We start from the raw sequence: 18,479 nt of genomic DNA, 5'->3' as shown, positions 1-18,479 counted from the left end.
GGCCGTATCAGGGCCAGGAACAGCGCTCCCCCGCACGGCCCGGTCTGCCGGGGGCCGCACGTGCCGGGCAGGCTGTTTTCCGAATTCGCCAGGGACGGCACCGTGGGGAGCGCGGAGGACGATGAGCGTGATGCAGGCCGGGACAGGCACGGGAGCCGAGACGCGGAGGACGGGTACCCGACATGAAGGGGAGCGGCCGGGCGCTGCCGTCGCGGCGCTGATCGCCGCCGTGCTCGGCTTCTTCGTGATCACGCTGGACGTTTCCGGAGTCAATGTCGCGCTGCCCGCCGTGCGCGGTGAACTCGGCGGTTCCATGTCCGGGCTCCAGTGGATCGTTGACAGCTACACGCTGATGTTCGCGGCGCTGCTGCTCTCCGCCGGTGCGCTCTCGGACGCGGTGGGCGCGCGGCGTGCGTTCGGCTGGGGGCTCGGTGTGTTCACCCTCGCCTCGCTGGCCTGTGGGGCGGCGCCGACGCTGGGAGCGCTGACGGCGGCGCGCGTGGTGCAGGGGAGCGCGGCAGCGCTGATGGTGCCCGCCTCGCTGGCGCTGATCCGGCAGGCGTTCCCCGAGCCGGGTGTGCGGGCGCGTGCCGTCGCCCTGTGGACGGTCGGCGGCGCGGTGGCCGTCGCCGCGGGGCCCGTTCTGGGCGGGCTGCTCACCACGACGTGGAGCTGGCGCGCCGTGTTCTGTCTCAATCTGCCTGCCGGGCTCATCGGCTTCCTGGCCCTGCTGCGGGCGGCGCGCTCCCCACGCCGCCCTGCTGCGTTCGACCTGCCCGGGCAGCTGACGGCGGTACTGGCGCTGGCCGGACTGACCTTCGCCGTGATCGAGGGCGGGCACGGCGGGTTGACCGGCACTGTGCTCGTCGCGGCAGGGGTCGCGGTGGTGTCCGGGGCCGGTTTCGTGGTCGCTGAGGCACGGCGGCGCACGCCGATGCTGCCGCTGGAGCTGTTCCGGCAGCGCGGTGTCACCGTGCCGGTCATCGCGGGCTTCGCCCTCAACGCCGCTTTCTACGGCGAGGTGTTCGTCCTGAGTCTCTTCTTCCAGGAGCAGCGAGGGCAGACAGCCCTCTCGGCCGGGCTGATGTTCGTGCCGATGGCGGTGGTCACCGCCATCGGCAACTACCTCTCGCCGCGAGCGGTTTCCGGCTACGGCCCGCGGGCCGTGGTCGTCTCAGGACTGCTGACCTGTGCGCTGGGCTGCGGCGATCTGCTCGCCGTCGACACCGGCACGCCCTCATGGGTGACCGCCCTGCTGATGATCCCGCTGGGCATCGGCGGCGCCCTCGCCATGCCGGCGCTGACCTCCCTGATGCTCGACAGCATCGACGCCGAGCGGGCCGGCACGGCAGCGGCGCTGCTCAACACCAGCCGCCAGACGGGCGGAGCGCTCAGCATCGCCGTCTTCGGTGCGCTCCTCGCAGACGACTTCGCGTGGGGCATGGGGGAGAGCCTGTTGCTCGCCGCCTGCCTGTTGGTGGCCACAGCGCTGGGCGCGGCGGCGCTGCTGCCGCGACGGTGAGGACAGCGGCGGCGGACGTATGCGGTCACGCCTGCCGTCCCCGGGCATCTCCGGGCGGTCGGATTCCACCGGCCGTTGGGAACCCGGCCTCAGGGGCGCATGCGCAGGAACCGGACCGGCGTGCCCGGTACCGCCTGTGCCGCGGTCGCCAGGAAGCGTTCGGGCACCACACCGACGACCGGGTAGCCGCCGGTCGTGGGGTGGTCGTGGAGGAAGAGGACCGGCAGGCCGTTGGGTGGGACCTGGAGGGCGCCCAGGGGCATGCCCTCGCTGGGGAGTTCGCCGGTGCGGGCGCGCTCCAGGGGCGGGCCTTCGGTGCGCAGGCCGATGCGGTTGCTGGCGGGGGAGACCCGGAAGCGGCCGGTGGTGAGGGTGCGCAGACCGGCCTCGGTGAACCAGGCGTCGCGCGGGCCGGGCAGGAACGGCAGCAGGAGTTCCGGTGCCGGGCCGGGGTGCGGGACGGCGTCGGCGCGGGCCGGCGGGCCGTGCGGGGCCCCCAGTGGGAGGATCGCGCCGTCGCTGAGCGGGTCCGGGCCCAGGCCGGAGAGCAGATCGGCGGCGCGGCTGCCGAGGACCGGTTCGGTGTCGACGCCCCCGGCGAAGGCGAGGTACGAGCGCAGGCCGTGGGTGGCCGGTCCCGCGTCCAGGACGGCGCCCGCCGGCACCCGGAACGGGGCGCCCCAGGGGGCGGGGCGGCCGTCGACGGTCACCGGGCACGGGGCGCCCGTGACGGCGACGGTGGTGGCCGTACGCATCCGCAGGGCGCAGCCCGTGAGCGTGGTCTCCAGGGTGGCGGCGGATGCGGGGTTGCCCACCAGGCGGTTGGCGAGCCGGTGCGCGGGCGCGTCGAGGGCGCCGGCTCGCGGCACCCCCAGGTGAGCGTGGCCGGGCCTGCCGAGGTCCTGGACGGCGGTGAGCGCACCGGCCCGGACGACCGAGAAGGCGCGGTCGGTCATCGGGCGGTCTCCTGCGGGACGAAGCGGACGCGGGTGCCGGGCGAGAGCAGCGCCGCCGGTTCGCGGCGAGGGTCCCACAGCACGGTGTCGGTGGTGCCGATCAGCTGCCAGCCGCCGGGGGAGGAGCGCGGATAGACCCCGGTGTACGGGCCGGCGAGGGCGACCGAGCCGACCGGGACCTTGGTACGGGGGGTGTCCCGGCGCGGTACGTGCAGGGGCTCGGGCAGGCCGGTCAGATAGCCGAAGCCGGGCGCGAAACCGCAGAAGGCGACATGGAACTCCGTGGCGGAGTGCCGCCGTACGACCTCGTCGGGGGTGACGCCCCACAGGGTGGCGACATCGGCGAGGTCGGGGCCGTCGTAGCGGACCGGGATCTCCACCGTGGGCCGGTCTCCGGCGGTGAGCGGCGGAATGTCCCAGGTGGCCAGTTCGGCGAGGAGGCCCCGCGGGTCGGCGAGGCCGTCGAGGAGCACCGTACGGGCGGCCGGCACGATCTCGCGCAGCGGTGGCAGCGCGCCGGCCGCGGCCCGGCGCAGCAGTTCGGCGTGCAGCGCCTCGACCTCCTCGGCGCTGTCCAGCTCGATGAGCAGCCCGTGTTCACCGACCGGCAGCGGCCTCATACGAAGCTCCGCACGTGGACGCCGGCCGCCGTCAGCTCGGACCGGACGCGCCGGGCGAGGTCCGCGGCCCCCGGGGTGTCGCCGTGCAGACACAGCGAACGCGCCGGGACGGCCACCCGCCGGCCGTCGCGGGCGGTGACGGCCTGGTCGCGGGCCATGCCGAGGGCGCGCTTGACGACCTCGTCGGGGTCGTGGATCACCGCGCCCGCTTCGCGGCGCGGAACCAGGGTGCCCTCGGGGGTGTAGGCGCGGTCGGCGAACGCCTCGCCGACGACCGGGAGTTGGGCCCGTGCGGCGGCCTCGTGCAGCCGGGAGCCGGGCAGTCCGAGGACCGGCAGGCCGCCGCCGGCGGCATGGATGCCGTCCACGACGGCACGGGCCTGCTCCTCGTCGTGCACACAGCGGTTGTAGAGCGCGCCATGGGGTTTGACGTAGCCGACGCGGGCACCGGCGGCGCGCGCGAAGACCTCCAAGGCGCCGATCTGGTAGGTGATCTCGGCGGCCAGCTCGTCCGGCGGGACGTCCATAGCGCGGCGGCCGAAGCCGGCCAGATCGCGGTAGGAGACCTGGGCGCCGATGACCACACCGCGCTCGGCGGCCAGTTCGCACACCCGGCGCATCGTGGCCGGGTCTCCGGCGTGGAAGCCGCAGGCGACATTGGCGCTGGTGACGACGGAGAGCAGCGCCTCGTCATCGGTGAGCTGCCAGCGGCCGAAGCCTTCCCCGAGGTCCGCGTTGAGGTCGATGACGGGAGGAACGCCCACTCTCGCGGTGGCTCCCTCGCTGCGCTCGCTCATGCCGAAACCTCGCTTCGCTCGGCCCCGCATCCGCGTGGCGCGCACCTCTTGATGGTTCTCTCGCTGCGCTCGCTCACGTATATCCGTTCCAGAGGTGCTCGGGGCCGGCCGACGTCGGGGACAACGTAAGGGATTGTTCAACGATCCGACAAGAGGTGGATGCATACCGGTCGAAGGTGCGTTGTTTCGTCCCCTCATCTGGGATTGACTTTCGCTCCAGGACACCGGGACGGCCCGAACCCGCCGCCTGGTACAGCGCGAGAGCGGGGAGCGTCATGGCCGACGGAGCGGCGAAGAACGATCAGGGGCGGCTCACCGAGGTCGCGGGCCTGGAGCGGGACCGCCCCCTGCTGGGCCGCTCCAGTACGGCCGAGCGGGTCGCCGACATCCTGCGGGACCGGATCGCCGAGGGCTACTTCCCGCCCGGTGCCCGGCTCTCGGAGGAGAGCATCGGCGGCGCGCTGGGCGTCTCGCGCAACACTCTGCGGGAGGCGTTCCGGCTGCTGACCCATGAGCGGCTGCTGGTGCACGAACTCAACCGCGGGGTCTTCGTCCGGGTGGTGACGGTCGAGGACCTGGAGGACATCTACCGGGTACGCCTCCTCGTGGAGTGCGCGGCGGTACGGGGGCTGGGGCAGGGGCCGTACGACGCCGGGGTGACCGAAGCCGTGGCGGCGATCGAGGCCGCCGTACAGGCCGGTGAGACCGCCTCGGCGGACCGCGAGTGGCAGGCGCTCTCGACCGCCAACATCCGCTTTCACCAGGCCGTCGTGGCCCTGGCGGGCAGTCCGCGCACGGACGAGCTGATGCGGGGCGTGCTCGCGGAGCTCCGGCTGGTCTTCCACGTCATGGCCGACCCCCGGCGCTTCCATGCGCCCTATCTGACCCGTAATCGCCAGATCGCCGAGGCGCTCCAGGCGGGCGACGCCGCCGAGGCCGAACGGCTGCTGCGGTCCTACCTGGAGGACTCGCGCAGCCAGCTGTCGGGGGCGTATGCGCAGCGCATCGCGGAGGGGTGAGCGGCGGGGGAGCCGCCCCTGAGGTCCGCTCCGGGGGGCTCCGCAGATCCGTTGCCGCACAACCCTTGTCGGATCGTTGAACAATCGCCTAGCCTCCGCTGCAATCTGTTCAGCTCTTCACGGGCCCTGCGGGGTCCCCGTACGCGGAAGGCGGATCCATGATCGTGCTCCTCGGCGTGCTCGTGGTCGTGATCGGCTTCGCCACGAAGCGCAATCCCCTGCTGGTCGTAGGGGTGGCCGGCATCGCGACCGGCCTCCTCGGAGGGCTGTCACCGGGCAAGGTGCTCGCCGCGTTCGGCAACGGCTTCGCCGGCAGCCGGGCCGTGACCATCTTCGCGATCACCCTCCCGGTCATCGGCCTCTTGGAGCGCTACGGCCTCCAGGAGCAGGCCCGCAACCTCATCGCCCGGTTCGCCAAACTCACCACGGGCCGCTTCCTCGCCCTCTACCTCGGGCTGCGGCAGATCGGCGCGGCGGTCGGCCTGACCAACGTCTTCGGCCACGCCCAGACCGTCCGCCCGCTCGCCGTCCCGATGGCCGAGGGCGCGGCCGAGCGCAAATACGGCCAACTCCCGCACCGGACACGGGAGAAAGTCCGGTCGTTCTCCGCCAGCGCGGACAACGTCGGCCTCTTCTTCGGGGAGGACGTCTTCCTCGCCGTCGGCTCGATCCTGCTGATCACCGGCTTCGTCAACACCACCTACGGCACCCACCTCGAACCGCTTCAGCTCGCCCTGTGGGCGATCCCCACCGCGGTGTGCGCCTTCGTGGTCCACGGCTGGCGACTGCTGCGCCTGGACCGCCAGTTGGAACGCGAACTGCTCACCGCCCACGTGCACGACACCGCCGTAGTGGAGGCCGCCAAGTGATCAAGGCAGAGTGGTTCTACTGGCTGGTGGGCCTCAGCTTCCTGGTGATGGCCGCCCAGATGGTCGCGGACCGCAGCAACCCCAAGCGCTTCGGCACCGGCGCCTTCTGGGGCCTGATCGGCGCCGGCTTCATCTACAGCAGCTGGGTCGTCACCAAGCAGGCACCCGCCGAGCCCCTGGGTGTCGCGGTGCTGCTCATGGCCTGTCTGGCCGGTTTCGGGTTCACCGGACGCGGCACCCCGCGCACCACCACCACCGAGCAGCGTGTCGCGAGCGCCGCCAAGCTCGGCAACCGGCTGTTCATCCCGGCGCTCACCATCCCGGTCGTCGCCATGGCCTGCGCCATCGGCGTCAAGCACCTGTCCTTCGGGGGCGAGCCGGTCCTCGAAGAGGGCAGCGAGACCATCCTGGGCCTCGGCATCGGAGCCGTCGTCGCCCTCGCCGTCGGCATGATCATCCTCCGGGAGAAGCGGATCTCGGTGCCCGTGCAGTCCGGCCGTTCCATGTTGGAGGCGATGGGCTGGGCCATGCTGCTGCCGCAGATGCTGGCCACACTGGGAGCCATCTTTCAGGTCTCCGGTGTCGGCGACCAGGTCGGCAAGCTCACCACCGCCGTCCTGCCCAAGGACTCGCTCTACATCGCGGTCGTCGTCTACTGCGTGGGCATGTTCGCCTTCACCATGATCATGGGCAACGCCTTCGCGGCCTTCCCCGTGATGACCGCGGCCGTCGGCTGGCCCGTCCTGGTCGGCCACTTCGACGGCAACGCTCCCGCCGTACTGGCCATCGGCATGCTCGCCGGATTCTGCGGCACCCTCGTGACGCCCATGGCCGCCAACTTCAATATCGTCCCGGCGGCGCTGCTGGAGTTGAAGGACCAGTACGGGCCCATCAAGGCGCAGCTGCCCACCGCGGGTGTACTGCTCGGCTGCAACATCGTGATCATGGCGCTGTTCGCCTTCTGAGCAGGCCCCAGGGGTGCCGCCGCGCCGCCGGGCGGTACCCCTGGCACCTGGTCCGCCCCGTCCCCCGCTCCGCCCGTCGCACCAAGGATGACCGTATGACCCGGGTACTGCTGACCGGATTCGCCCCGTTCGAGGGTGAATCGCTCAACCCCTCCTGGCAGGCCGTCCGCGCCGCAGCGGCCGAACCGCCCGCCGGGATCGAGGCGTCCGCCATCGAACTGCCCTGCGTCTACGGAGCCTCGATCGCGGTGCTGCGTGCCGCGATCGAGGAGGTCCGCCCCGAGATAGTGGTGTGCGTCGGCCAGGCGGGCGGCCGGCCCGACATCACCGTCGAACGCCTCGCCGTCAACGTCGACGACGCCCGGATCCCGGATGCCTCGGGCGCCGAACCGATCGACGAGGCGATCGTGCCCGGCGGCCCCGCCGCGTACTTCTCCACCCTGCCGATCAAGGCCTGTGTGGAGGCCGTCCGCGCCGCCGGACTCCCCGCCTCCGTCTCCAACACCGCGGGCACCTTCGTCTGCAACCACGTCTTCTACGGCCTCGCCCACCTCATCGCCACCGAACTGCCCGGGGTACGCGGCGGATTCGTGCACGTCCCCTACGCACCGGAGCAGGTCGTCGACCGCTCCCAGCCGTCGCTCCCGTCCGAGGCCGTCACCCGGGCCCTGCACGAGATCGCCCTCACCGCCGCGCGCACCCGCACCGACATCCGCGTCGCCGGCGGGGCCACCCACTGAGACCGGGACCGGCGCCCACCGGACCTGGCGGCCGGCTCGCGCGGGGCACGCCGTAGACTGTCGCGTCGGTCCGTGAGCGGTCCACGAGCGGTCCGTCAACGGATTCACCTGCGGTTCCACCCATGAACGGATCCGCGCCGTTTCGTCCGTTGTCAGTGCGAGCGCCTACTCTGTGCGACGTGACTTTTTCCGCCCCGGGGACTGCTGCGCCCCAGCTCAACGGCCCTCACCGGCCTGCGCCGGGCCCGGCCGCCGACGAAGGCCTGGCCCGTCGGCTGCGCGCCCTGGCATGCACCGCGCCGCTGCACGACCTCGATGTGCGCAAGGCCAACCTCGCGGGCGAGTACGGCATCTACGCGATGGCGGAGGTGGCGCTCGCCGTCATCGACCTCGTCACCCTCAACATGGACTTCGACACCGGCGCCGACCACGAGGAAATAGTGGCGAAGGTGCTCCCCCGGGTCGCCGCCCAGGCCCCCCGCCGTCCTGCGGGTGAGCATGAGCGGGTCGCCCGCTGGGTGCTGGAGAACCTGATCAACGTCGGCAGCGTGGACCGCGGCTTCCGCGCCGTCTACGGCACCTTCACCACCGAGGGCGAGTACGTCCGCCGCGACTACGACTTCAAGCTCATCGAAGAGGTCCCCGGCGGCGGTGGCAGCGTCTACCTCCGGGCCACCGACGAAGCGGTCAACGTCCTGGTCGGCGCGCTCGACACGGACGTCACCAGCGCCCAGATCGCCGCCGAGGTCAAGCTGGAGGTGCTGATCAACCGCGGCCGGCTGGCCGACGCCCAGCTCGCCGCCGAACAGGCCCGCTACCGCACCGTGCAGTATGCGGAGACACTCCGCAGGACCCTGGACGCCACCCGCCGCAACGTCCGCGCCGTGGACTGGCTGGAGACCGTCCCCGACATGATCACCGAGGCGCTGGACCACGTCGCGGACCGCTACCGCCACGAGAACGCCATCCTGACGAACATCCGCAAGGCCCGCGACGAGACCGAGGAGCCCGAGCACAAGCGGCGGGCCGCCGAGCTCGTCGACATCGTCAAGGACTGCATCCGCCGCCACACCCAGCTCCAGTCCCGGCTGCTGGAGGCCGGGCCGCTGTTCCGCGCCGAACAGGACCGGCAGGCCTTCGCCACCCCCGTCGCCCGCGCCGGACTCGACCTCTACGGCCAGTTGGTCGCCCCGCTGCTGCCGCTCCCCGCCGAACAGGCCATCCGTGTCACCGACGCCTTCTTCGCCAAGGGCACGGGGCTGCGTACCCCGTCGGCCGCGCGCATAGGGGACCTGGTCGAGATGCTGCTCACCCCGCCCATGGAGCGGGAGCACCTCGGCGCCGAGATGCCCGAGCCCGACCTGGTGGCCACCCCCGACGACAGCCGCTTCAGCGAGGCCCAGCTCGACGCCGCGATGGCGCTGCTCGACCTGCCCGCCGACGCACCTCGCAGGCTCTCCGGCCTGCTCGCCGAGGCGCGCCGCAGCGACCCCGAACTCCCCTACCTCGTCGCCCTGCTGGCCGTACACGCCGCCAGCCCGCCCGTCGGCACGGCCTACCGCCAGGGCGAACAACAGCTGCTGTTCGCCGTCGACGACGGCACGGAGCTGATAGACCCCGAGTTCGGCGGCGCCGACCTCATCGTCGGCACGGCGCTGCTGGACTCCGCCGGAATGGCCGCGGACCGCTCGGAGGTGGCCTGATGCCCCACGCCCAGGATGAGCGGCCGGCGAGCGGCGGGGCGCGGCCGGTCCGGCAGGGCCGTGGCGCGCCCGGCGGCCGTCCGCCTTCGCACCGGCCCGAGATGTTCCCGACCGTCCCTCGCAAGGAGCTTGTTCCGTGACCCAGTACGACGAGACGCCGCAGCCGGACCCGGCGTCCGGGGCCGGTGAGCCGGGCTGGGGTGCGCCCACGGCCGACGCCGATACGGGCACGGCGGGACCCTCCCCCAAGCCCTCGGCCGCGTTCCCGTTCCCGGCTTCGGCCGAGCGGGGGGACCGCCAGGAGCAGCCGGGCTCCCACCCCCTGACCCCCGCCGATGCCGCCGACGCCGCCCGGCTGGTCTCCTTCGGCCTCCAGCCCAAGCTGCTGCCCGCCCGCGACGCCGAATACAGCGAACTCCTGCGCCGCTACCGGGACGACCCCGCCTTCGCCCGGCTCGCCGACGCCGTCGCCACCGGCCTCGGCCTGGTCGTCCTGGAGGTGTCCACCCGCGCCGGGATGGCCGTCACCGCCGACGAGGACTCCGTCTTCGCCGTACGGATGGGCGACTACGCCCGCCGCGCCTCCGCCGACTCCGCCGACCGCTTCCTGCACGGCCTGGCCCATCTGGCCGTCGCCGCGCTGGCCTTCCCGCGCCCCGAGGACCTCGCCGACGACGGCTACATCGGCCGGATCACGGTCAACGGCGTCGACGCCTTCGTCCGGCAGGCCTGCCGCCGGCTGGAGGAGCGCGCCGAGCAGGAGGGCGAGAACACCGACCCGGCCACCGACGCCCCCGGCCTGGAGTCCGCCTGGCGCATCTACGCCCGGCGCAGTGCGACCGGCGCCACCAAGGACGCCCGCCGGCTCGCCGGTTCGACCACCGGCATCATCGCCAAGGCCGTCACCTTCCTCGTCGACTCCGGCTTCCTCCAGCGCACCGGTGACGACGCCGGGGGCGCCTACCGCACCACCGCCCGCTATCAGCTCCAGGTCCGCGACATGGCCGGCAGCGCCGCCATGGCCGAACTCCTGGAGCTGGGCATCGTCCCCGTCACCGACGGCAGCGCCGCCCTGCTGCCGGGCGAGGACACCGACGACCTCGCCCTGGTCGCGGACGCCGGACTGCCGTTCCATTCGGGCTGACGGGGCCCCTCGACCGCCGACCATCCGGTGGCCGCCCCCGCCGGCACCCCTTCCCGACACGACAACGAGAGTCCGCCATGTACGAGCTGTCCCGGGTCCGCCTCTACTCCATCGGGCCCGCCGGTGCGCGCTATGCCAACACCGTCATGGACCTGCGTGGAGTCGGTGCGCCCGTACCCCAACCGGCCCCGGCCCAGGCGGACTTCTTCGAGGACGAACCGGTCGGCCCGCCGCGCCGCCCGGCGCCCGCGGGGGTGCTCTTCCTGGAGAACGGCGGCGGCAAGTCCGTCCTGCTCAAGCTGATCTTCTCGGTGATGCTGCCCGGCCACCGCAACACCCTCGGCGGCGCCAGCTCCGGTGTGCTGCGCAAGTTCCTGCTCGCCGACGACTGCGGCCATGTCGCCCTGGAGTGGCAGCACGTCCTCACCGGCGAGAGCGTGGTCGTCGGCAAGGTCAGTGAGTGGCGCGGGCGGCAGGTCTCCAACGACCCCCGGAAGTTCGCCGAGGCCTGGTACAGCTTCCGGCCCGGCCCCGGTATGAGCCTGGACTCGCTCCCGGTCGCCGAGGCCACCGTCGTCCGCCCGCGTCAGGAGAGCGGCGAGGGCGGCTCCGGTGCCCAGGGCCGCCGCCGTACGATGAAGGGCTTCCGCGACATCCTCACCGAGGCGGGGAAGAACTACCCCAATCTGGACGTCGTCTGGGAAGAGATCCACGAGCGCTGGAACGAACACCTCGGCGAGCTGGGCCTGGACCCGGAGCTCTTCCGCTACCAGCGGGAGATGAACGCCGACGAGGGTGAGGCGGCCGGCCTCTTCGCGGTCAAGAACGATTCGGACTTCACCGACCTGCTGCTGCGCGCCGTCACGGACACCCGCGACACCGACGGCCTCGCCGATCTGGTGCACGGCTTCGCCCACAAGCTCGGCCGGCGCGCCGAACTCACCGCCGAACGGGACTTCACGGCCGGGTCGCTCGATCTGCTGTCGCGTATCGCCGACGCGGCCGAGCAGCGCGAACGCGCCCGTGAGGTGCATGCCGGGGCCGAACGCCGCACCCGTGGCCTCGCCCAGCGGCTGCACGCCCGGGGCACCGAGGAGCGCGGCCGGGCCGCCGAACTCGCCGAGCAGGTCGCCGCCGCCGCGCACCGCGTCACCGACGCCGAGCGGGTACGCGAGCGCCGTTCCCTGGTCTCCGCCGAACTCGCCTACCGGCACGCCTCGCTGGCGCTGGCCGCCGCGGAGAAGGGCGCCGCCGCCCAGCGCCGCGAGCTGAACGACGCCCGTACGCTGCACAGTGCCTGGCAGGCCGCCGAGACCGCGCTGCGGCACCGCGCCGCCGCGGACCGCTCCGCGCGGGTCGCCGCCGCCATCCGCGAGGCCGAGCGGGACGCCGCGCCCGCGCTCGCCGCCCGTGCCACGGCCGCCGCCGACCTGGTCCGCGCCCTGCACACGGCGGCCGAGGCCGGTGAGCGGATCGCCAATGAGGAGGAGGAACGCTCCGCCGCCCTCCAGGAGACCGGTGAGTCGGCGCACCGTGACGCCACCACCGCCGCCACCCACGCCCAGCGTGCCCGCAGTGAGTCCGAGCACCTCAAGCAGCGGCTCTCCGAGGTTGCCGAGGAGACCGCCGAGGCGGTCCGGGCCGGCTGGCTGGACGACAGTGCCCCCGACGCCGACCCGGCCCGCGCCGCGCTCGCCGCCGCGGATGCCGAGAAGACCGCCGTCGAGGCCTGGGACTCGGCCCGCGAAACCGCCCGGCAGGCCACCGACCGCGCCCGTACGGCCACCGCCCGGCACTCCACCGCCGAGCTGGCGGCGGCCCGCGCCGAGGACGCCGCCGAGGCCGCCGAGCGCGCCTACGAGGCCGAGCGCCGGGCCGCCGAGTCCATCGGCGCGGAGCAACGGCTCGCCGACCTCCTCGGCCTCCCGCAGTCCGAGGCCAAGTCCGTGCCCGGTCCCCGTACGGCCACGTCCGGTGCGGACCCGGGCGCCGCGCGCCGTCCCACCGCGGGCCCGCTGACCGCCGAGGAGCTGGACCGCAACGCCGACGAGCTGCGCGAGCTGCTGGAGGAGGGCGTCGCCGGCGCCGAACGGCAGCTGTTCGATCTGCGGACGGCCGCCGCCGACGACGCGCGGATCCTGGGCGCGCTGGGCGACGGCGGTCTGCTGCCCCCGGGGCCCGATGTGCTGGCCGCCGTGGAGTATCTCGGCGAGCACGGCGTTCCCGCGCTGCCGGGCTGGCGCTATCTCGCCCAGTCCGTCGACCCCGCCGACCACACCCGGGTGCTGGCCGCCCGCCCCGAGCTGGTCGACGGCGTGATCATCACGGACCCGGAGACCCATGCGCGGGCCCGCGAGGTGCTCGCCCAGGCCGCGCTGCTGCCCCGCTCGGCCGTCGCGGTCGGCACCGCCGCCGCGCTGCTCGCCCCCACCCCCGCGCCCGACGAGCGGGAGTCCGGCGTCTTCCTCGTCCCGCCGAACCCGGCGATGCACGACGAGTCCGCCGCCGACGAGGAGCGCCAGGCGCTGCGGGCGCGCGCCATAGAGCGCGACGAGGAGATCCGGGCGCTGGCCGCCCGGCTCGCCGGGGACCGTGCGCTGGCCGCCCGGCTCGGCTCGTGGCGTACGGGCTGCCCGGCCGGCCGGCTCGCCGAACTGGCCGCCGCCGCGCACGAGACCCGTACGGCAGCCGAGGAGGCCGCCGCGGAGCTGGCCGAGGCCCGTGCGGCGCGCGCCGAGACCGACGAGGCCGCGGCCGAGGCCACCGGGGTGCGCGACGAGCGCCAGGAGGCGGCGCAGCGGGCCCGCCGCGCCGCCGATCTGCTGGCCGGGCTGGCCCACCGGCTGCGCGAGCGCGCCTCCTGGCAGTCCCGGATGCGGGAACTCGCCGACGAGGCCGCCGAGTTCGAGGCCGTTGCCGAGGAGTGTGTGGACCGCGCGCGGGCCGCGGACGAGGACCGCCGGGCCGCTCAGCGGGCCGCCGACGACGCCCGTCGTACCGCCCGCGCGCTGCGCGCCGAGCGCGCCGAGATCGCGGGTGTACCGGACGATCTGGGGGAGGCCCCCGAGGGGGTGAGCACCTCGCTGCCCGCGCTGCGCGAGGCCTACCGCGCCGCCTCCCAGCTCTACGAGAAGGTCGGCGTCGGCGCCGATCTGCGCGCCGAACAGGCCCGCGCCGAGGGTGACGAGAGCGCCTCCCTGGCCGAGCTGAACCGCCTCACCAACAAGGTCCGCACCCGCGCCGAGGCGCTCCTGGAGAGCCCGGACGCCGCCGACGGCCCGTCCCGGCAGGCCGCCGCCGCCCGCGCCGAATCGCTGGTGCACATGCTGGAGACCCGCGCCTCGGCCGCCAGTGAGCAGCTCGGCCGGCTGCGCGGTGAGGCCGAGCGGCTCGCCCCCACGGACGCCGAGGCGCACACCGAGCTGCCCGAGGAGCTGGTGCCCGGGGACGCCGACCGCGCCAAGGAGCTGCTGCGCACCGCGGCGGGCGAACTGGCCACCGCCGGCGAGGCGTTGACGGCCGCCCGCGACCGGCACGAGGAGCTGCTGCGCGGCCACCGCGCCGCTGAGGACGCGGCCGGCGGCTTCGACGAGACCGCCGCTCTGCTGCGCGATCTGCTCCGTGACCACCAGGACGCCGAGGACCCGGCGGACGGGCAGATCGAGGCGTACGCCGGACAGCTGGCGGACGCCCGGCAGGCCGCCGCCGAGTCCCGCCGCTCGCTGCGCGGCTGCGCCGCCGATCTGTCCACCGCCGATTCCGCGGTGCGCGAGGCGAGCGACATCCTCGTCCGGCACGCCAACTCCACGCGCTACGAACAGGTCCGCACCCCCGCCCGGCAGCAGATCCGCGAACTGCCCGCCTCGGCCCTCCCGGACCACGCCGCCAAGTGGGCGGAGGCCTTCGCGCCCCGGCTACGGGTGCTCACCGACGAGCTGGAGCAGCTGGAGCGCAACCGCGACTCCATCGTCGACCGGCTGCGCGGTCTGGTCGAGTCGTCGCTGACGACGCTGCGCTCCGCCCAGCGGCTGTCGCGGCTGCCCGAGGGGCTGGGGGAGTGGTCCGGGCAGGAGTTCCTGCGGATCCGGTTCGAGGATCCCGACCAGGCCACGCTCACCGAGCGGCTCGGCGAGGTGATCGACGAGGCGACCCGGTCGGCCGTGAAGAAGAACAGCGATCTGCGGCGGGACGGGATGTCCCTGCTGCTGCGCGGGGTCGGCGCGGCGCTGCAGCCGCGCGGGGTGGCCGTGGAGATCCTCAAGCCGGACGCGGTGCTGCGCGCCGAGCGGGTGCCGGTCGGGCAGATGGGCGATGTCTTCTCCGGCGGCCAGCTGCTGACCGCCGCCATCGCCCTGTACTGCACGATGGCGGCGCTGCGCAGCAACGACCGGGGCCGCGACAAGCAGCGGCACGCCGGCACGCTGTTCCTGGACAACCCCATCGGCCGTGCCAACGCGACGTATCTGCTGGAGCTCCAGCGGGCCGTCGCCGATGCCCTGGGCGTCCAGCTGCTCTACACCACCGGCCTGTTCGACACCACCGCGCTCGCCGAGTTCCCGCTGGTCATCCGGCTGCGCAATGACGCGGATCTGCGGGCCGGGCTGAAGTACATCAGCGTCGAGGAGCATCTGCGGCCCGGCCTGCCGCAGCCGGACCCGTCCGGCGAGGCGGTGCACGGACAGATCACGGCGACGCGGATGTACCGCCGTCCGGAGGATCCGGCCCCCGAGGAGCCGGCGGACCCGGCCGGCGGCTGACCGGCGGCGCGGGAGGGCCTGCGGGCGGTCAGACCACCACTACCGACCGCAGGACCTCGCCGCGCTGCATCTTGGCGAAGGCCGGTTCGATGTCGTCGAGGCCGATGGTCTCGCTGATGAACCGTTCCAGATCGAGCTTGCCGCTCAGGAACAGATCGATCAGTACCGGGAAGTCGCGGCTGGGCAGACAGTCGCCGTACCAGGACGACTTCAGTGCGCCGCCGCGCGAGAAGAGATCGATGAGCGGCAGCTCGATCCGCATGTCCGGCTCGGGGACGCCGACCTGGACCAGTGTGCCGGCCAGGTCGCGCATGTAGAACGCCTGCCGGTAGGTCTCCGGGCGGCCCACCGCGTCGATCACCACATCGGCGCCGTGCCCGCCGGTGAGCGCCCGGACCGCCTCGACCGGGTCCGTACCACGGGAGTTGACGGTGTCGGTGGCCCCGAACCGTTCGGCGGCGTCCAGTTTGCCGTCGTCGAGGTCCACGGCGATGACCCGCCGCGCCCCGGCCCGGGAGGCGCCCGCGATGGCGGCGTTGCCGACGCCGCCGCAACCGATGACGGCGACGGTGTCCCCGCTGCCCACGCCGCCGGTGTGCACCGCCGCGCCGTACCCGGCCATCACCCCGCAGCCGATCAGCCCGGCGGCCTCCGGGCGCGCCGACGGATCGACCTTCACCGCCTGCCCGGCGGCCACCAGCGTCTTCTCGGCGAATGCGCCGATGCCCAGGGCCGCGGTCAGTTCCGTGCCTTCCAGCAGGGTCATGGGCTGGGTGGCGTTGCGGGAGGCGAAGCAGTACCAGGGGCGGGCGCGGCGGCAGGCCCGGCACTGGCCGCAGGGCGCCCGCCAGGCGAGCACCACGTAGTCGCCGGGCGCGAGTTCGGTGACACCGGGGCCGACGGCCTCGATGACACCGGCCGCCTCGTGGCCGAGCAGATAGGGGAAGTCGTCGCCGATCGCGCCGTCGCGATAGTGCAGATCGGTGTGGCACACCCCGCAGGCCTGGACGGTCACGAGCACTTCGCCCGGGCCGGGGTCGGGCACGAGGATCGGCAGCACCTCGACGGGGGCGCCCTTCTTGAGGGCGACGACGGCGCGGGCTTCGTGCGGCATGTCTCACTCCTAAAACAGCGCCTGCGGCGGCGGCAGGGCGGGTGGCACGCGTGCGGTGACACGGATGCGGGTGAGGGGTGGGAGTGGTGCGCTGTGCTGAGAACGGGGACGGTGGTGGAGGCCGGTCCGCCTCCGTCGCCGTGTTGCCTATAGTGCGCTTGGTTGCGCTATAGGAGACATGCTGGAAGTCCGCCAGGGATCCGTCAAGAGGGATTTTCCGCTACCCGCTCAACCCGGGCACCCCATCCGGCGGGAGAGGTCGGCGGCCGCCTTCGCGGCCCGCTCCGCGAGCTCCGGCAACAGTTGACGCTCCATCCGGTACGCCGGTCCCGAGACGCCGATCGCGCCGATCACCGCGCCGTCGTGGGCCCGCACCGGCGCCGCCACCGCGTTCAGCCCGATCTCCAACTCCTCGCTGGTGCAGGCGAATCCGTCCTCCAGCGCCGCGGTCAGCTGCTCGCGCAGACCGGCCGCCGTGGTCAGGGTGTGCTCGGTGAACCGCGGCAGCTTGCGGGTCACCAGGGTCTCCCGGCGCGGGGCCGGCAGATACGCCAGCAGGACCTTGCCGCTGGCGGTGGCGTGCAGCGGGGTCCGGCGGCCCAGCCAGTTGTACGCGGTGACCGCCGCGGAGCCCCTGGCCTGCATGATGTTGACCGCCGCATCGCCGTCCAGCACCGCGATGTTGGCGGTCTCCCCGGTGTCCTCGGCGAGCGCCCGGCACACCGGCTGGCCCTCCTGGGAGATGTCCAGCCGGATCGCCGCGGCACCCGCCAGCCGCAGCACCCCGGCGCCCAGGTAGTACTTTCCGCGCTCCCTCTCCTGCTCCACCAGCCCGCGGTTCTCCAGCACCCCGAGGATCCGGAACGCGGTCGACTTGTGGACGCCCAACTCCTCGCTGATCTCGGTCACCCCGGCCTCGCCCAGCTTGGCCAGGATCTCCAGCACACTCACCGCGCGGTCCACGGACTGGACGGATCCCGCTCCGCCGCGCCGTTCCTCGGACCGGTCGTCTGCCGTATCGGAAGTCTTCGACATGGGTCTTTGTGTCACCACCCGGTGGCCCCGCGGGGCACGTCTGAAGGCATCTGCCGGGAAGCCCTTGACGGCCCGCTCCCCGGCTTGGATTCTGTTGCGCATCGCGCTTTGCGGTGCGTTATTCAGAACACATGATACCGATCAGCGAGAGGGGGGCCAGATGATTCCCGTCTGCCGTATCGAGGACCTGCCCGAGGGCGAGTCCGTCCGGATCGAGATCGATGACGCCACACCGGCCATCGCCGTCTTCCACGCCGAGGGCGGCTACTACGCCGTCGATGACACCTGTAGCCACCAGGACGCCTCGCTCTCCGAGGGCTGGGTCGAGGGCTGCTTCGTCGAATGCCCGCTGCACGCGGCCCTGTTCGACCTGCGCACCGGGGCCCCGACCTGCCTCCCCGCCCGCCGGCCGGTGCGCACGCACCAGGTGGACGTCCTGGACGGCATCATTCATGTGCGGCCCGCCGTGCGGGAAGAGGCGGTGGCGTAAAACCCGTCGGTCACGCGGCCGCGCGATCGACCCCCGACGAAGCCTTCCGGGACTCCCGGCGCTGCTGCCGCCGGGCCCGGCGCCGCTCGCGGCGCAACTCCCGGGCCGTACTGCTCGGCTGTGAGCGCACCCCGTTGCGCTGCACCCACACCTGGCGGGTCACCCAGACGTCCAGCACGCCCCAGGTGGCGACCACGGTGCTGGCGACCGTGCTGAGCACCGCGGGAAACGCGAGCCAGGAGCCCGCCAGCGTGCTCAGGAACGCCACCATGGCCTGGATCAGCGTGAGCGCCACGATGATGACGGCACGCACGGCGGCGGTGCGTACCGGCTCCGCCATCCGGCGCCGGGCCGCCGGTTCCTCCTGCCACAAAGGCTGTCTGCCGGTGTCCATGACCGCGTCACTCTCCCCGCACTCTCCCCGCGTGTCCGGCTCCCTGGTGGCTGCCCGGATTTCACCGGTACACGCCCCTGGTGCCGCACCCCGTCCCTTCCCATGGTCACGTACCGAGCGCGCACAGGGTTACCCCGGGGTAGAGCAAAACCGGCCAACCGACCGGCTTCCCGCCGGACACCGATGACCTCGGCCGGTCCCGGAAACACGGGCGGGTTGTCCGGGAATCACCGGACAACTCAGGACGATCCCTCCCCGGCACCCGCCCCCACCTCCGAAGAGGCCTTCGGCTCGGTCACCCGAGAGTAGTAGGCTCACGCCGTTTGTTGACGGAACACCACCCCCGTGCGCCGG

Annotated in this window: 14 protein-coding genes and 1 pseudogene; 9 read left to right on the top strand and 6 right to left on the bottom strand. The window is 73.4% G+C overall.

Features of this window, described 5'->3' with window-relative positions:
* Nucleotides 1-121: 121 nt before the first annotated feature.
* On the top strand, nt 122-1,522 hold the full coding sequence (locus tag QT196_RS05840; protein ID WP_248001044.1) for an MFS transporter: 1,401 nt from the start codon (nt 122-124) through the stop codon (nt 1,520-1,522).
* Between the two features lie 89 nt (nt 1,523-1,611).
* On the opposite strand, the gene QT196_RS05835 is transcribed toward QT196_RS05840, so the two are convergent.
* From QT196_RS05835 to QT196_RS05825, 3 genes are read right to left on the bottom strand one after another with little or no spacing between them, the layout of a single operon-like run.
* Nucleotides 1,612-2,478, bottom strand: a complete 867-nt coding sequence (locus QT196_RS05835; RefSeq protein ID WP_290354485.1) for a biotin-dependent carboxyltransferase family protein — start codon at nt 2,476-2,478, stop codon at nt 1,612-1,614.
* Nucleotides 2,475-3,098, bottom strand: a complete 624-nt coding sequence (gene pxpB, locus QT196_RS05830; RefSeq protein WP_168477929.1) for a 5-oxoprolinase subunit PxpB — start codon at nt 3,096-3,098, stop codon at nt 2,475-2,477. The genes QT196_RS05835 and pxpB overlap by 4 nt, the downstream gene beginning before the upstream one ends.
* Entirely contained in the window at nt 3,095-3,895 is an 801-nt protein-coding gene (locus QT196_RS05825; RefSeq protein WP_168477928.1) for a 5-oxoprolinase subunit PxpA, read from the bottom strand. Before QT196_RS05825 ends, pxpB begins: the two co-directional genes overlap by 4 nt.
* 275 nt (nt 3,896-4,170) lie before the next feature.
* On the opposite strand from QT196_RS05825, the gene QT196_RS05820 reads away from it, so the two are divergent.
* The 7 genes from QT196_RS05820 to QT196_RS05790 all read left to right on the top strand — a co-directional run bounded on the left by QT196_RS05820 (nt 4,171) and on the right by QT196_RS05790 (nt 15,092).
* Nucleotides 4,171-4,914 carry a GntR family transcriptional regulator gene (locus QT196_RS05820; protein ID WP_168477927.1) on the top strand — a complete coding sequence of 248 codons (744 nt, stop codon included), beginning with the start codon at nt 4,171-4,173 and terminating at the stop codon, nt 4,912-4,914.
* Nucleotides 4,915-5,072: 158 nt separating this feature from the next.
* Complete coding sequence (locus tag QT196_RS05815; protein ID WP_085923936.1) at nt 5,073-5,783, top strand: DUF969 domain-containing protein; 711 nt, start codon at nt 5,073-5,075, stop codon at nt 5,781-5,783.
* On the top strand, nt 5,780-6,748 hold the full coding sequence (locus tag QT196_RS05810; protein WP_168477926.1) for a DUF979 domain-containing protein: 969 nt from the start codon (nt 5,780-5,782) through the stop codon (nt 6,746-6,748). Before QT196_RS05815 ends, QT196_RS05810 begins: the two co-directional genes overlap by 4 nt.
* 95 nt (nt 6,749-6,843) lie before the next feature.
* Entirely contained in the window at nt 6,844-7,488 is a 645-nt protein-coding gene (gene pcp / locus QT196_RS05805; RefSeq protein ID WP_290354484.1) for a pyroglutamyl-peptidase I, read from the top strand.
* A 179-nt stretch (nt 7,489-7,667) separates the two neighbouring features.
* Nucleotides 7,668-9,191, top strand: coding sequence for a hypothetical protein (locus QT196_RS05800; RefSeq protein ID WP_208852895.1), 1,524 nt, complete (start codon nt 7,668-7,670; stop codon nt 9,189-9,191).
* 136 nt (nt 9,192-9,327) lie between these two features.
* The gene (locus QT196_RS05795; protein ID WP_168477923.1) at nt 9,328-10,335 is read left to right on the top strand and encodes a hypothetical protein; all 1,008 of its coding nucleotides are present in this window, start codon (nt 9,328-9,330) and stop codon (nt 10,333-10,335) included.
* Nucleotides 10,336-10,412: 77 nt separating this feature from the next.
* Complete coding sequence (locus tag QT196_RS05790) at nt 10,413-15,092, top strand: hypothetical protein (RefSeq protein WP_290354483.1); 4,680 nt, start codon at nt 10,413-10,415, stop codon at nt 15,090-15,092.
* Between the two features lie 28 nt (nt 15,093-15,120).
* Here QT196_RS05790 and QT196_RS05785 read toward each other — a convergent pair whose 3' ends face one another.
* Together QT196_RS05785 and QT196_RS05780 are read right to left on the bottom strand one after the other, a co-directional pair.
* Nucleotides 15,121-16,206 (bottom strand): S-(hydroxymethyl)mycothiol dehydrogenase, encoded by a 1,086-nt coding sequence (locus QT196_RS05785; protein WP_290354482.1) that lies wholly within the window; start codon nt 16,204-16,206, stop codon nt 15,121-15,123.
* A 228-nt stretch (nt 16,207-16,434) separates the two neighbouring features.
* A complete protein-coding gene (locus tag QT196_RS05780) occupies nt 16,435-17,241 on the bottom strand; it encodes an IclR family transcriptional regulator (protein WP_168477922.1) in 807 nt (268 codons plus the stop codon).
* Nucleotides 17,242-17,401: 160 nt separating this feature from the next.
* On the opposite strand from QT196_RS05780, the gene QT196_RS05775 reads away from it, so the two are divergent.
* Nucleotides 17,402-17,731, top strand: coding sequence for a bifunctional 3-phenylpropionate/cinnamic acid dioxygenase ferredoxin subunit (locus QT196_RS05775; RefSeq protein ID WP_042160182.1), 330 nt, complete (start codon nt 17,402-17,404; stop codon nt 17,729-17,731).
* Between the two features lie 10 nt (nt 17,732-17,741).
* Here QT196_RS05775 and QT196_RS05770 read toward each other — a convergent pair.
* Nucleotides 17,742-18,110, bottom strand: a pseudogene (locus tag QT196_RS05770) (hypothetical protein); the annotation flags it as partial.
* Nucleotides 18,111-18,479: the final 369 nt, after the last annotated feature.

The organism is Streptomyces sp. P9-2B-2, from assembly GCF_030406865.1.
Classification (GTDB): Bacteria; Actinomycetota; Actinomycetes; order Streptomycetales; family Streptomycetaceae; genus Streptomyces; species Streptomyces platensis.
The sequence above is the reverse complement of the archived record's forward strand: the minus strand, read 5'-3'. Positions and strand labels throughout refer to the sequence as shown.